Origin of the sequence: Lactobacillus gallinarum (assembly GCF_002160635.1) — a bacterium.
In the GTDB taxonomy this organism is placed as follows: Bacteria; Bacillota; Bacilli; order Lactobacillales; family Lactobacillaceae; genus Lactobacillus; species Lactobacillus gallinarum.
In genome coordinates, this window is the sequence record NZ_NFKZ01000014.1 from 26,477 (window position 1) to 40,285 (window position 13,809).

At 32.5% G+C, this 13,809-nt stretch carries 14 protein-coding genes and 1 pseudogene; 7 read left to right on the plus strand and 8 right to left on the minus strand.

Annotation, left to right across the window (positions count from 1 at the left end; all coding sequences use genetic code 11):
* Positions 1-24: 24 nt before the first annotated feature.
* The 3 genes from proC to B5E95_RS06140 all read right to left on the minus strand — a co-directional run bounded on the left by proC (position 25) and on the right by B5E95_RS06140 (position 1,941).
* On the minus strand, positions 25-798 hold the full coding sequence (gene proC, locus B5E95_RS06130; RefSeq protein WP_025006378.1) for a pyrroline-5-carboxylate reductase: 774 nt from the start codon (positions 796-798) through the stop codon (positions 25-27).
* Positions 799-924: 126 nt separating this feature from the next.
* A complete protein-coding gene (locus B5E95_RS06135; RefSeq protein ID WP_087235839.1) occupies positions 925-1,437 on the minus strand; it encodes a hypothetical protein in 513 nt (170 codons plus the stop codon).
* A 108-nt stretch (positions 1,438-1,545) separates the two neighbouring features.
* Positions 1,546-1,941, minus strand: a complete 396-nt coding sequence (locus tag B5E95_RS06140) for a hypothetical protein (protein ID WP_025006376.1) — start codon at positions 1,939-1,941, stop codon at positions 1,546-1,548.
* A gap of 255 nt (positions 1,942-2,196) precedes the next feature.
* Here B5E95_RS06140 and B5E95_RS06145 point away from each other — a divergent pair, with 255 nt between their 5' ends.
* The 6 genes and pseudogenes from B5E95_RS06145 to B5E95_RS06165 all read left to right on the plus strand — a co-directional run bounded on the left by B5E95_RS06145 (position 2,197) and on the right by B5E95_RS06165 (position 10,060).
* On the plus strand, positions 2,197-3,066 hold the full coding sequence (locus tag B5E95_RS06145; RefSeq protein ID WP_056945494.1) for an alpha/beta hydrolase: 870 nt from the start codon (positions 2,197-2,199) through the stop codon (positions 3,064-3,066).
* A 21-nt stretch (positions 3,067-3,087) separates the two neighbouring features.
* Positions 3,088-3,743 (plus strand): annotated as a pseudogene (locus B5E95_RS06150) (DNA alkylation repair protein).
* A 149-nt stretch (positions 3,744-3,892) separates the two neighbouring features.
* Positions 3,893-7,708, plus strand: coding sequence for a hypothetical protein (locus B5E95_RS06155; protein ID WP_087176416.1), 3,816 nt, complete (start codon positions 3,893-3,895; stop codon positions 7,706-7,708).
* Positions 7,689-8,576: a hypothetical protein gene (locus B5E95_RS10925; protein ID WP_239442312.1), complete on the plus strand. Its 888-nt coding sequence runs from the start codon at positions 7,689-7,691 to the stop codon at positions 8,574-8,576. Before B5E95_RS06155 ends, B5E95_RS10925 begins: the two co-directional genes overlap by 20 nt.
* 179 nt (positions 8,577-8,755) lie before the next feature.
* Positions 8,756-9,559, plus strand: coding sequence for a hypothetical protein (locus tag B5E95_RS10930; RefSeq protein ID WP_239442310.1), 804 nt, complete (start codon positions 8,756-8,758; stop codon positions 9,557-9,559).
* Between the two features lie 3 nt (positions 9,560-9,562).
* Positions 9,563-10,060, plus strand: coding sequence for a GNAT family N-acetyltransferase (locus tag B5E95_RS06165; protein WP_025006373.1), 498 nt, complete (start codon positions 9,563-9,565; stop codon positions 10,058-10,060).
* Positions 10,061-10,097: 37 nt separating this feature from the next.
* On the opposite strand, the gene B5E95_RS06170 is transcribed toward B5E95_RS06165, so the two are convergent.
* Positions 10,098-10,511: a DUF3021 domain-containing protein gene (locus B5E95_RS06170; RefSeq protein WP_087176417.1), complete on the minus strand. Its 414-nt coding sequence runs from the start codon at positions 10,509-10,511 to the stop codon at positions 10,098-10,100.
* A gap of 1 nt (position 10,512) precedes the next feature.
* Positions 10,513-10,950: a LytTR family DNA-binding domain-containing protein gene (locus B5E95_RS06175; protein ID WP_087176418.1), complete on the minus strand. Its 438-nt coding sequence runs from the start codon at positions 10,948-10,950 to the stop codon at positions 10,513-10,515.
* A 103-nt stretch (positions 10,951-11,053) separates the two neighbouring features.
* Between B5E95_RS06175 and B5E95_RS06180 the strand changes: the two genes are divergently transcribed.
* Positions 11,054-11,404, plus strand: coding sequence for a hypothetical protein (locus B5E95_RS06180; RefSeq protein WP_233187034.1), 351 nt, complete (start codon positions 11,054-11,056; stop codon positions 11,402-11,404).
* Between the two features lie 43 nt (positions 11,405-11,447).
* Here B5E95_RS06180 and B5E95_RS06185 read toward each other — a convergent pair whose 3' ends face one another.
* From B5E95_RS06185 to B5E95_RS06195, 3 genes are all read right to left on the minus strand, one after another.
* Positions 11,448-11,936: a methylated-DNA--[protein]-cysteine S-methyltransferase gene (locus B5E95_RS06185; protein ID WP_087176420.1), complete on the minus strand. Its 489-nt coding sequence runs from the start codon at positions 11,934-11,936 to the stop codon at positions 11,448-11,450.
* Position 11,937: 1 nt separating this feature from the next.
* Positions 11,938-12,564: an endonuclease III domain-containing protein gene (locus tag B5E95_RS06190; protein ID WP_087176421.1), complete on the minus strand. Its 627-nt coding sequence runs from the start codon at positions 12,562-12,564 to the stop codon at positions 11,938-11,940.
* Positions 12,565-12,762: 198 nt separating this feature from the next.
* A partial coding sequence (locus tag B5E95_RS06195) for an RNA-guided endonuclease TnpB family protein (protein ID WP_143437559.1) occupies positions 12,763-13,809 on the minus strand: 1,047 nt, incomplete at its 5' end.

Genomic DNA, 13,809 nt, shown 5'->3' on the forward strand with positions numbered 1-13,809 from the left:
GACGGAGAATTTTCCGCCCATTTTTTAATTTTGATTTGCTTGATTAACAGCTTCGATTACAGCATGACGAAAGCCATTCGCCTCTAAGCTAGTTACACCTTTAATAGTAGTCCCACCGGGTGAGCATACTTGATCACGCAATAAAGCAGGGGCTATTTTACTATCACTAGCCAAAGTAGCAGAGCCCTTAACCATGCTGGCAGCTAACTGATTAGCTAGATTACGAGGAAGACCATTCAGAACGCCAGCATCCCCAAGCGCATCAAGAAAAACATCCACAAAGGCAGGACCACAGCCACCAATAGTCCCTACAATGCTTAATTGATCTTCTTTAACAGAAATTACATCTCCTAGTTGTTCTAAAAAATGAGTTATTTTCACAGCATTAATTTTAGAGATATTAGCTGGTATAAACAATCCAATAGTGCCAGCGTTAATCGCTACTGGAGTATTAGGAATGATTCTAATAATTGAATGATTAGGTAAAATGTTTTCCAAATTATTATACCCAACACCAGCTACCGAAGAAATAATGGTGGTTTTGGCGTCCAGATTAATTAGTTCAGGGATGATTTGAAGTGTAATCTTAGCTGGAGTAGTTAAAAATACATAATCTAGATCCAAGTTGATTAAATCATGTATTGCATGGACTAATTTAAAATCTAGTTTTTCTGCTAATCTACTGACACGGGGATTAACTGGATTTTCTCCAATTATTTTATTCGTTGCATCTTTTTTTAGTCCTTTAATAATAGCACTACCCATTTGTCCTACACCAATTACTCCAATTTTTGTCATTTTTATCTCCTTAATGTTTGCTATCTGTTCAAATTTTATCTTAACAGTATTTACTAATCTCTTTGTTAAACACTTTTAATTCAAGAATGATATTATTACGTGACTTTGACTCTCGACATATTTTGTTCAATTGCTTGATGTTATTGCGTAAGTTTTTAAAGTCTTTTGGTGATGTTTAGAATCTACTTTTTTGCTCAATGTTACCACATAGTTGTGTGGCTTTAAGCTTGATTTTTTAGCATATTGGCACAATCTTTTGTTCATTTTACTACAAAGAGCGATAACTTTTTGCCGCTTTTTCTTATTATCAAGTGTGCTTAGATTTAAGAGTAGCTGATTCGATCTTTTAAAATGATCAACTTGTTTAGCCTGTCTGATTTGTTTTCTTTTCTTAACTAATTTCTTTATTGAGTTAATTACGCTTTGGACTATAATTAGTGAATTACGTTTACTATTTGGCTCAATAATTTGTGTTTTTGCCAGTTGATTATTATAAACAACATAGCCTAATGTTTCTAAGAACTTTGAGTTTTCTTTTAAATCAGAAGTTAAGGTCAAACGATGATAAGGAAAGGGAATGAGATTTGCATCAATTTGATTTTGATATACCATTTCTTTACGATAGGCTCCAGCCAACATGTCAGCAACTTGGATACCATAACTTTTTCGACTGTTTTCAGTATAATAATTAACCTCAAACTTAACCTCCTCATCACTAATGTTCTTGGCAATATCCTGTAGCAGAGTTCAATTTAATAAAAGACATGGATCAACATGATTTTGTGAGGTCTCATCAATTACAACATATACTTTAATTTGTGAAGAATTGATGCATTTTTTAAGTTCTAGTAAAAGCGTCTTAATTGGATGAATATATGATAGAAGTTCTAGTGACAAAAACATCAGTTCTTTAATATCTGTAAATTGATTAAGGTCACAAGCTGGACGTTCTAATATCAAAGCTGATGTTAAAAAGGGCTTAGCCACTTCTAAGGCTTTCCGATTGATTCTATCAGAAACGGAATTACTCTTTTTCTCTCGTTTATTATTGTTAGGGTAAATCTCCTTATAAAGCTGATTTAATGCCTGCATTCTTTGAGCATCTATCATATAAAAGGCGGCAATAAACCTATCAGTAGTCATCTGATCATATTGCTTTTTGTATGAAATACTCTCATCAACAAAAATAATAAAGGTCGAACATTGCTCTTCATAAGCACAAGTTGATGATATAGCTTTTTAATTAAATTACTCATTCGTCTCCTCCTGAAAAAACTTGTGTTCGTATAAAATATACCAAACATCTGATCAAAATAAAAGAAAAAATCGAAAAATTGACTTTTTTAACACAAATCTGAGATTATTTAGTCAATAAAGCAAAATAGAATCGGGTCAAAAATGAGAAAAATAAATCATCTGTTTATCATGTTGTTATTGTTGATACCTTTACTGGCAGCTTGCAATAATAGTTCAAAAGAAAAGCAAGTACATAAAAGCAAAACCACTATGGTTAAGCCTAAACCGAGATTTAAAGATACTCCTACATTATATTTTCACGGATTAATGGGTAGTTATAAGAATGAAAAGCCGTTAGTCGATGCTGCTAAAGAAGCTGGTAAAACAAATAGTGTAATTCGTGCAAATGTAGATGAGACAGGAAAAGTTAAATTAAAAGGCAGGATTAAAAAGAATGCTAAAAATCCAATCGTTGAAGTCAATTTCAAGGATAATACACAACCTGACTTTTCACGTAATGGAATTTATGCTAGCAACGTAGTCAAAGCCTTGCAGAAGAAATACCATATCAATAAAGTTAATATGATTGGCTACTCTTTAGGCAATATTGCGATAATTTACTACATGATTCAAAATGGTCAAAAGAAAAATATGCCACGGTTAGTTAAACAAGTGAGCATAGCAGGGCATTATGATGGAGCATATTTCCAAGAATTGCCGCCAAGCTTCCGTCAACCCAAAGGGTTAAAACTAGATAAAAATGGCAAACCAAATAAAATGAATCAAACATACAAGCAAATGTTAAAAGCTCGTCCAGCTTACAAAACAAATAAAGTGAAGATTCTTAATATTTATGGAGATATCGGCAATGGCGGGGATGGAGTAGTTGAAATAGCTTCTGCTTTATCATTGAAATATTTAACTTCTGGTAGTAAATATCAAGCGATCAAGTTTACTGGAGTAAAAGCTGATCATGGCAGTTTGCCTAATAATGATCAAGTAATTAATAAAATTGTTGAATTTTTATGGTAGTAGAAAAAAGGATTGTTCAAATTGTTTTATCAAGAACTAAAAGCGAATTTTGAAGAAAAAGCTAATCCTGAACAAGCACAACAACTAGCAGGTTATATGCGAAATCAGTTTAAATTTTATGGTTTCATACACCCGAGCGAAGAAAGATCTATCACGATTTTTTATTGCGAGAAAAGAAAAAGAAGAAAATAGACTGGAATCTATTAAATCGAGCTTGGGAAGATCAATATCGAGAGATGCAATATTTTGTTTGTGATTATTTAATTGCAATGAAAAAATATCTTACTTATAACGATATTGATAGAATTGAACGTTTTGTCAGAACTAAACAATGGTGGGATACAGTCGATAGTCTAATTAAGCCTATTGGTGATTTTGGCTTACGAGATGCAAGAATTAATGAACTGATGCTTGAGTGGTCAACAGATTCTGATTTTTGGGTAAGACGTGTAGCAATAGAACATCAATTGTTACGTAAAAAGAAAATGAACACTGACTTACTTGCTCAGATCATCGAAAATAATTTGAACAGTCAAGAGTTTTTCATTAATAAAGCAATAGGATGGGCCTTACGTGATTACTCTAAGACAAATTCAGAATGGGCAAGACAATTTATTGCTGAAAATTATGATAGAATGGCTAAACTATCGATTACAGAAGGATCGAAGTATTTATAGCAATAGCGATTATGTGGTATATCACATAATCGTTTTTTTATAAAAATTTTTGCATTTGAACAGGTGTTTGATATAATGACACGTGAACACATGTGCGATTAAACAAGGAGGACCTCCAATTTATATATTTAAATTAAGGAGAAGAAAAAATGAAAGTCGAATCCAATTCTACTAAAAAGGCATTAGACTATTTTTTATCTCAAAAAGAAGGGACGTATCTATCAGTAATTGAACAAACAACTGGATTAGGTAAAACACATGCAGTGATTCAAAAAATCGCTGAGATTTTACAAAAAAGTCCAGACCTTGAGTTAAAACCCAAGATTTTTGTGGTTACTTCTGGAATTGAAACTAGAAATGAATTTTTCCATGATTTAAAGGAAAAGTTACCTGAATTTGAAAGCAGAATTCTACTGTTTGAGAGTGTACCTGATCAAGTTAAACATTTCCTAGAAGAACTATTATCTAAGACTGATTATGAAAATGATCAAACTTTAGCCAACGATTATTTAAGCAGCTGGTTCGATCAAAATACTGCGACGTTTAAAGATACTACTGTTTTACTAAAAAGAATTGCAAAACAATATATCTTTGTTAAACAAGAAAATGATACGTTCGGAGAATTAAGTTCTCGGTTAAAACGCACAATTTATTACGATTTAAAAAGATTGGCGCAAAAAGAAGAAATAAAACTTAATACCAAACAAAAACGGCTAAATTATTTAATTAAAAAGGCGCCTTGGATATGTGATTTATTTAAAGATACTGATCTCAGTCGTTATTACGTTTTGATCATGACTGCGGATAAATTCGTTTTCCCATATAAAACAGCCATCGGAAATGAAGACAATTATTGGGATTTGACTTTTAAAAATAGTCAGACACCTATTCTCTTTTTAGATGAATCAGATAAGATTAAATCAAATTGGACCAATAAATTAATCGAAAGTGAGATGGGGTCTAAAGATGTTGAAGATATGCCAACTCTAATTCGAAGATTTTACGCCAATATTTTGCCAGCTATTGGACGCATGGAACGAATAATCATAGACGCCAAAGACCCCTCTGGAAAAACAAATAAAACCAGAATTAAGCAACTTTATCAAGTGATCAAGAAGACATATGATCAGTATCATTTACAGTCCCCATTAAAAATTGATCCTGCACTTTTGGGAGATAATACTAACAAATTTCTATTTAACACAGGTAAAAGCAGTTTTTTGTTTGGCTTGAAAAAAGATGAAAAGTATTTGGTATGGAAATTTAACTCTCAACGTCTTGTTAACGAGATTACAATAGATCAAAAATTTTACGAAACGCATCCAGAATTTCGATTAAGTAAAGTAACTAGTTCCTTTACTCGGTTATTGCATTATATTGCAAAGACGACTTATTCAATCGCCAGAAATTATCATGAATTCAAGATAAATCTGAATAAAAAAATTACTGATCCTGAAAAATTGCATAATGTTTATGAGTTATCAGAAGAACACTTGCAAATCGTTAACGTGATTTTGCAGCCTACTAATGCTGAAGGAAGGTTAGCAAAATACTTCATTGATAATTATTTGGATAAAGCACTTAATTTAAAATTACCAAATATTAAAGCAAGTTTTACAGATGATCAGACCATCTATGCTTCTGGATTTCGTCTATTTGATTTAACTGTAAGTGAAGATGCTAACAATAATGGCCAGCTTCGTGTCTACCAACAGAAGACAACACCAGAACAAATTCTTGCCAGTGTAGCAAATAAAATGAGGACGATCTTATTATCATCAACCAGTTTAAACCCCTCACCATTAGGAAATTTTGATCTAAATTGGGTAAAAAATAATATAGTTAACTTCTTAGAAATTCCTACAAAATTGCAAGAGGTACTTGATTTAGAAAATAGAAAACGAAATCAATTAATTAAAAGCAAAGTAAAAATTGACACCAGGTTGACAGGAAAAAACTTGATGATTAGTGGACAAACTTTTAGTCAAGCTTTAGCTACTTTGTTAAGAGATGAAAATCATTTAGAGTCAACAGAATTACAACTTGAACGAATTTTGAATAAATATCCTGCTCGTTTGATTGCTAATCGCGTAAGCAACGGATTAGATCCAGATGCACCGTTTTTATGTGAAGCCGAACGCCAAGATGCTGATTCAAAAATTAGTAATACTCATTTTAATTTTGAACGTAAAATACGTCTATTAAGTGCAATCATTAATTTTTTGCAGTTAAATCAAAAAAATTCTACAAATAATGCATTCATCATCTATACCAATGCAATAATACGAATCGACGAATTAAATTGGTTAAAAGAAGCCATTGAAATCTTAAATATTCCATTTCCAGATGATTTATTCAAAGTGATTAGTTCACAAAATCGTCAAGAAATAGACGATGTTAAAGAAACATGGGGTAAAGGAAAATTTCAAATCATGCTTACTAATAAGCAAGCTCTTGGTCGTGGAACCAATCTTCAATATCTTCTAGATAAAGACTATTATCAAAAACATAGCCATGATTTTGCAATTATTGATCAACGCTTTGTCAACTTGAATGAACCATTTATTGATATTGCAGGAATTTATATAGAATCACTTACTCATATGTTTGAAAATCCAAATAATAATGGTACTCAGGATTTAGATGATTTCAAAATCAGAGCAGGACATATTATTTATGAACAATTTGAATTATACGATTCAAATCAAACTAATTTATCTTTCCGTGATGTTAGAACAAGACTACAAAAATACTTTGGCAAAATATCAGGTAATGGCATGTGGGACTTATTACCTGCACAGGATGCTCTTGCAGCAGAGTTAGAACAGATAACAGGGCGTCTTTGTCGAACAAATATCAAAAATAAAGAAATGCTAATCCAGTATGACTATAATTTTGTAAATAAAATTGACTGGGATTATTTAAGCCATAAACGAACTAACGTGCTGATTGAAGACTTAATTGAGCAAAATAAAAATAGATTATCCTCAAATCCAAAATATCAAGATCGTTTAGCAACGATTAAGGAAAAGCAAGAGCTAGCTTTAATTAATAGTGGTGCAGCTTTCTTAGCCAAACGTGCTTATAAATTGCGTTCTTTAAGTGAAACTATGCAATATCAGTGGGTAGAAATGCGGGAATGGATTGTAAAACATCCTCGAATTAGCACTTTATCTAAAATACCAGATCATTTACGTAAGACAGTCGAAGGATTTTATTATCGACTGTCTAAACCAGATGCAAAATACTATTACTATCACGATCAAGAGGAAGATCCTGATTTCAAAAACGTGCTTTTGATTGATTCTGAGCAGGGAAAAGCTCAACAAAAATTAGATTACTTAAAATTCCAAAAACAAGTACCTATTAATGCCCAATTAACTAGTCTAAATCTAGAAAAATATGCTAAATATTTAAATAAAATTTTTAAGCAAAATTCATGGATAAAACAAGCATTACTAAGAGAAAAATATGATTTAGATTTTAGTAAAAAGAGTCAGTGGTTATTAACGCCTGCCGCATTTAACAATTTGTATAAAGCAGCTATTTCAGAAGAGATTTTTGCTTTAATTTGTCAGAAGTATCATCTAGATTTCCATGAAATGAGGGAATTATCCCAGAATGAATTTGAACGCTTTGACGGATTTTTAAAGTTAAACGATCAGAGAATTCTATATGTCGATATGAAGAATTACGATTCACGTAGGACTACAGTACTTGCAAAAGATGTCGAAAAGCATATTCAAAATAAATTAAATGAGTCCACAGGTAATGCAGCCGTGATTATTAATTTCTACGAATTTGAAAAAGAAAATGCTTATCGAAATAGCGGAATCAGAAACGAAATTAATGAAAAAAAGATCTATTACTATCCTCATTTGTTTAGACATAATGGTGAAATTGATAATGCATTATTGCAAGACTTATTAGATAAGGTGGTACGGAATGACACTAGTAAGAAATAAAATTTATCTAAATCAATTGGAAGATCCGCATTTTAAGATTGATCAGCTAAATCAAGATTTTGATTTATACGCGGTACATTGCACACGTAAATATATCTCTCGCTCCTTACTTAACCGTAACCAAGAGAAGTTACCAGTAATTAAGGCCGTAAATTATATCAGAGAAAATAACAAAGACATAATTTATATCCTTACGGATAAAGGTAAAACCAATATTTTTGAATTAAAGCGTGGCTTAACAGAACTAGATGAGACTATAGGTAAAATTGAGCAGCGTGATTTTGCACAAGTAGAAACAAATATCATATTAAACTTACTATTAATTCAACTACAAGTATTCTCTACAGTTAAGGGATGTAATTTATTGGGAAAATTGTATGTTAATACCAACACAGAAGAAAATGAAAAATTAAAATTTGAAGAAGTAAGCTTTAGTAAAAATCTAGTAATTAATATTCAAACGCGAGCATTTACTCAACTATCCTATTATCAAAAAAAACAAGCTCAAGAATTAATTAAAAATATAAAGTCATGGGGTCGCAGTCCACGTTATGAGATTAATTTGCAAGAAAGCACAATCAAACAAATGGCAAATTGTTACCATGACGGAGAAGAAAATGATTGGTATTTAATGCATCCTACCCATAAAAATCTGAAGTCAGATCAAACACCTTTCTTTTATCTTAATGGTAAAGTTGGACAAGCTAGAACTAGCTTTTTAACTAGTAAAAGTGGCATTATGTATTATTTAATTGATCAATTGAATAAGCATTACTCGCAATATTTTGACAAATTAAAATTTAGAGAAATCCAAACTGAGAGTTATGATCAAGGCGTTAATCAAAAAAAAGGGGAGAAAAATTATTAGAAAAAATTAAGTCATTTTGGTCAGATAAAGAAATTACATTAATTGATCGAACGCAAGAAAATTTATCAGCGGTAAAGACTATATCTGACTTTTTTAGTCAAAACTTGTCAATAAAAATTAAGCCCAGTCAAACAAGTAGTCATTACAATTTAGCATTAATTCACAATTTAGGTTACTATTTGAAAAAAGATAACCAAGATAAAGAAGATACGTATTACGTAAATCAAGCTAAAATTATTCAAAATATAACAATTGAAGGAGTACTGCATAAAAGTGGAACGGTAATTGATAGCGCATTAATCAATGCAGTTAAAGAATTGACTGTAAAAGCAATTTTAGAGATGCAAGATTTCTCACCATTGAATACTGGGTTAGACTTAGATAGTTTGGCTTTTTATAAATATTATCCTAAAAGCAATCAAACTCTAGAATTTACGAGTCATGAAACTAATTTTCAAATTAAAGTAATTACTTCCAATTTTAAAGATCCGTTTTTCTTGAATGATTTATTTATTGAACGAAACGATCAATTAACGACCGCTTACGACTACATTATTTTAGATAAGCAAAATGAAAATTACTATGCTGTAAGCAAAACTTCGTTAAAAACAATACCATCGCCATCATTATATGAAGCGGCAAATAACCAAAAAGGCACTTTAGCATATCGTAACAAAGAGGCTAGAAATAAATATTTAGCCGGTTTAATCAATTTGAATTATTTCTACGCACAAAATCAACTATATTATAATGTGGGAGTTATTGGAAATGGGATGCAGTCCAAAGAGTCGGTAGCTTCAGTTGTTAGAAAAATTGAATGTTTAAACGATGATAATAAGTCGCAATTGCTAGATATGCAGCAGCTTTTACAATCTATGGATGTTGTTTGGGTTAAATTTAAAAATTTGACGGTTCTTCCTTTTCCGATTAAACTCATGAACGAATATATCAGAAAAGATAAAAATAATAATGAAGAGAGATAAAAATTGAATTTAATAATTAGATCAGTAACTATGAATGATTTGGATTCAGTAGTTTCTATTGAATCGGATACTTTTGAGATGAGTCAAGAAATGACTCAAAAAGATATGATCGGGCGAATTGAAAACTATCCTGATACTTTTTTAGTAGCAGAAATTGATCATCAAGTAGTAGGACATGTTTTTGGTCCAGCATTTAATAAGCGCTATATTGAAGATGAAATCTATTTTAAAAATCATCTTAATCGTAAAGATGATCAATATCAAACAGTTTTAAGTCTGGCAGTTAGTCCGGAATTTCGAAAGCAAGGAATAGCTACCAAATTATTAGATAAATTGTCTAAGATTGCTAAGAAGCAAAATAGGACAGCGGTCACTTTGACTTGCTTGCCGAAGTTATTTTCATTTTATGAAAAGCGAGGCTTTGTAAACGAGGGTAAGACTAGTGATGATATCCCTGATCCTGATAATGTAAGTAGTTTTAATATGGTAAAAGAATTATAGAAAAGAGGATTTTCCTACTAAACAAGGAAAATCCTCTTTATAATTTCTGATTAATCTTTTTAACTTGAGATTTCACTTTTTTATATATAATTAGCCAGATAATTATATATCCAATAATATAGATAATAGTAAAGATAAATAAGGGTGTTGCCTTAACAAGAATCCAGCCATTTATTAAATAGAAGAAAAGGTAATCTAGATAAATTACAATTGCATCAATTAACGTTGCGATGCCTAGAGGAATTTTTTCAACTTTAAAAACAGCTCCAATTCCGCCAGCAACGAAAGCCATGAAAAGGGTCGATAGAATATTGATGTTTACTTCTGTCATTGGTCGACTGGTTACATTTTCTGTTAATTGAAAACCATAATAAATTATTACTAAAATAAGCGGGCCAAAACCTGCAGCGATTAATCCTCGTGAAATAAAATCTTTAACGAACCGTTTCATGTTAATCCAACTCCTTTCTAATTTTTGAAAAACATCTTCTTGAAACATAATCTGTTAATCCGTTTTTCATAATTACGTTTACACCAACTGATTTAGTTCCCTTAAAACGTTTGATTTGATAGCGATTCACTATACTTGATTTATTAATTCTCCAAAAGTTGTTAGGTAACTCACCTGCTAGCTGATAAATTCGTTTTCGTATTTGGTATTTCTTATTATCGCTGCAAATAGCCCAAATCTTATTGTCGATAATCGTAATCAAAACGATTTGATCCAAAGATAAAGCAATTAAATCTTTGTCATCATATGCGGCAATTTGATTAGAATTACCATTGGTTAATACAAATAACTTTAACTTATTTGTAAATTCATTTTCTTGATGTACCTGTGCTTGAACTAATTCTTCTTTTTTAGGTTCTATTAAAAGCTTAAATTTCATCTTTTTCTCCTTTTATTTTGAATTATATGAGATATTGCCTGAGAAAACCGTATTTTTAAATTATTCGGTATAAAATTGAAATAATCGGTCGTAAGCATAAAAAATGAGTTTAATTACAGTATCAGATATAATTATTAATATAAAAGTGATGGTTTTTATAGAAAAAGGTGATATTATGATGAAATGTAAACTAGGTTGGATTTGTGCAGGTATTGGTGCCGTAAGTGCTATGGTTGCAAGCTCTATTTATTTCTATAAAAGAGATCATAAAAAGCGTGAAGCTGAAAAGGATACAGAAAACAAAACTTTATTTTTAGAAAGTACCCCTAACAAAGCAAAAGATGAGTTAATGAAAGCTGAATTAGCAGATGAGGATCAAGTTAAGTCACAAGAAACAGAATTTCCAAAAGTTTCTCTTAATGATGGTCCACATAAATTATTTGAAGATGAATAAAAAGGCGAGACAAGATGTCTCGCCTTTTTTTACATAATTTAGATTATAGTATGCTTTCTAATTTTAATAATTCTACTTTTTTATCTATTCCTGCACTATAACCCGTTAGGTTGCCATTTGATCCAATTACACGATGGCAGGGAACCATTAGAGAAATATGATTTCTACCTATAGCACCACCTACTGCGCGAATAGGTAAATGATGTGGATCTTTTGCGACCGATTGCGCAACTTGTTTATATGTGAAAGTTTGTCCATAAGGAATCTGTAGAAGAGTTTGCCAAACTCCCTTTTGAAAGGTAGTCCCAATTAAATGTAATTGAGGAATAAAATCAGGCTTTTGTCCAGTAAAGTATTGATCAAGCCACTTTTGAGCAGATTTGATGTATTCATCAGAACCCACTTTTACCTCATCGTTTAAAATATCTGCATAGTACTTGCTAGTTGCAAACCACAAGCCAATTAATCCTCGTTCATCACTAGCTAATAATATTTTGCCCAAGGGTGAGTGGTATGTAAAAATAGTCTGCATATTATTTACCTTGATTAGGTGTCATTAAATAATAATCTTTCAAAAATGATTCATTAAACTGCTTTGGCAACTTATATTTTTGTCCAAACATATCGATCATTGCATGAAAATTTTGATAATTACGCAGAGTAAAATCAGTTAAATTTTCTTCAATGATCTTTTTTGCTTTCTCATAAGGTGGGACATCTCGCCAACCCAGGCATGCAAAAAGTCTACGCGAATACTGATCAACTACAAATTCACCTTTACGCAAACCATACATTAAGATTACGTCTGCTGTCTCTGGTCCAATTCCTTTAATAGCCAAGATTTCTTTACGCAAGTCTTGTTTATTCTGCTGTTGAGCTAGTTCAAGATCATAATTAAAACGATCTCTAAAGTATAGCGCAATGTTTTTAATTGTTTGTGCTTTACGAGTATAAGAACCAGCGGGGGCAATTACTTGCTGCAATTTTTCATCACTCATGTCCAAAATGTTAGCAGGTAAGAAGCCAGTCGCTTGATATAAGGAGTCTAAAGCCTTATCTACATTTTTCCAGTTAGTGTTTTGGATCAAGACTGTTGACCAAATTACCTGCCAATCAGAACGTCCCGGCCACCAACCATTGGGATCAAGATGATCATACATAATGTCATAAAGCTCATGTCAACTACCCCAGAATAAATTCTGGGGCTTGGTGGCTCGTTAGCTTGCACTAACCAGAACACCAACTTGCTTAGATACAGGCTCGGCTTGTCACTAATAATCTCGCAACTATTAGCGATAGAGGTCGCCTAATTATCAAAGCCTTTTGAGTCCGTGAGTTGCCAACGGACTACTGCCTTTTTAGGCTACTTTTTTCTTTTTGATTATTGGATTGCTCCAAATGACTTGTGCCTTCTCAATAATATTGATCGCTGCATTCCAATCACGAATATGGTGAGTCTGACACATTGGGCAAACCCATTCACGATCAGTCAGCCTAAGTTTGCGATAGCCATTATGCCCCATGATCGTGCCACATTGATGGCATCTCTGCGTAGTGTACTTGGGGTCGATAGTAATGAACTCTTTGCCATATAGCTTGGATTTATAAGCCAGCATGTTAAGAAACTTGCGCCAACCAACATCTGAAATAGCTTGAGACAAGGCATGATTCTTTAACAGATTTCTGCTTCTTAGTTCCTCGGCAACTACTAAATCGTGGTTTTTGATTAGTACAGTTGAGAGTACTTGCAAGAAGTCATTACGCTGTCTTCTGATCTTGTCGTGCAGTTTAGCTACAACTAAACGCTGCTTTTGATAGTTTTTTGCTAGCCGCAAATTGCGTCCTTCTTTTTTAGCCCAGCGCTGCCGGCGAGACAAGACACGCTGGGCATGGGCAAGCTTCTTTTTGGCTTTACAGTAAAAACGTGGATTAGCGACCATTGATCCGTTAGATGCTGTTAAGAAATTATCAAGGTTAAGGTCAATGCCAATTTGACTCTGCGTCTTAGGCAATTCTTTAACAAAAGCAGTATCGCTGCCTAATTGCATTGATAAGTAGAATTGCTCGTCAGCGGTCTTTTTAATCGTGACTGTGCCGATTCGAGTTGGAATATGGTTAAGTAAGCGCTCTTTGATTAGCCTTCTAAAGCCAGCAATGCGGACAATTCCCAGCTTAGGCATTTTAACGTGCTGAGCATCAATAAACCTAGCCGTCCCATTATCAAGAAAAGCTTCTTTTTGCTTAGGATATTGACAGTTGGTCTGATATGACCAGTCGCTGCGTTTCTTATGGAAAGTTGGGATTCCATGACCAATCTTGCGATAGTTGCTCCAAGCTTTCTGGTAGTTCTGAATAGCGTTGGCAATAGCGAGGCTATCAATTTCTTTAACGCGTAAAAAGCTATA

Bases quoted from the DNA above. Each gene is read 5' to 3' on its own strand.
- proC (WP_025006378.1), bottom strand. From the start codon at position 798: ATGACAAAAATTGGAGTAATTGGTGTAGGACAAATGGGTAGTGCTATT.
- B5E95_RS06135 (WP_087235839.1), bottom strand. From the start codon at position 1,437: ATGTTGGCTGGAGCCTATCGTAAAGAAATGGTATATCAAAATCAAATT.
- B5E95_RS06140 (WP_025006376.1), bottom strand. From the start codon at position 1,941: ATGACTACTGATAGGTTTATTGCCGCCTTTTATATGATAGATGCTCAA.
- B5E95_RS06145 (WP_056945494.1), top strand. From the start codon at position 2,197: ATGAGAAAAATAAATCATCTGTTTATCATGTTGTTATTGTTGATACCT.
- B5E95_RS06155 (WP_087176416.1), top strand. From the start codon at position 3,893: ATGAAAGTCGAATCCAATTCTACTAAAAAGGCATTAGACTATTTTTTA.
- B5E95_RS10925 (WP_239442312.1), top strand. From the start codon at position 7,689: ATGACACTAGTAAGAAATAAAATTTATCTAAATCAATTGGAAGATCCG.
- B5E95_RS06170 (WP_087176417.1), bottom strand. From the start codon at position 10,511: ATGAAACGGTTCGTTAAAGATTTTATTTCACGAGGATTAATCGCTGCA.
- B5E95_RS06175 (WP_087176418.1), bottom strand. From the start codon at position 10,950: ATGAAATTTAAGCTTTTAATAGAACCTAAAAAAGAAGAATTAGTTCAA.
- B5E95_RS06180 (WP_233187034.1), top strand. From the start codon at position 11,054: ATGAGTTTAATTACAGTATCAGATATAATTATTAATATAAAAGTGATG.
- B5E95_RS06185 (WP_087176420.1), bottom strand. From the start codon at position 11,936: ATGCAGACTATTTTTACATACCACTCACCCTTGGGCAAAATATTATTA.
- B5E95_RS06190 (WP_087176421.1), bottom strand. From the start codon at position 12,564: ATGTATGATCATCTTGATCCCAATGGTTGGTGGCCGGGACGTTCTGAT.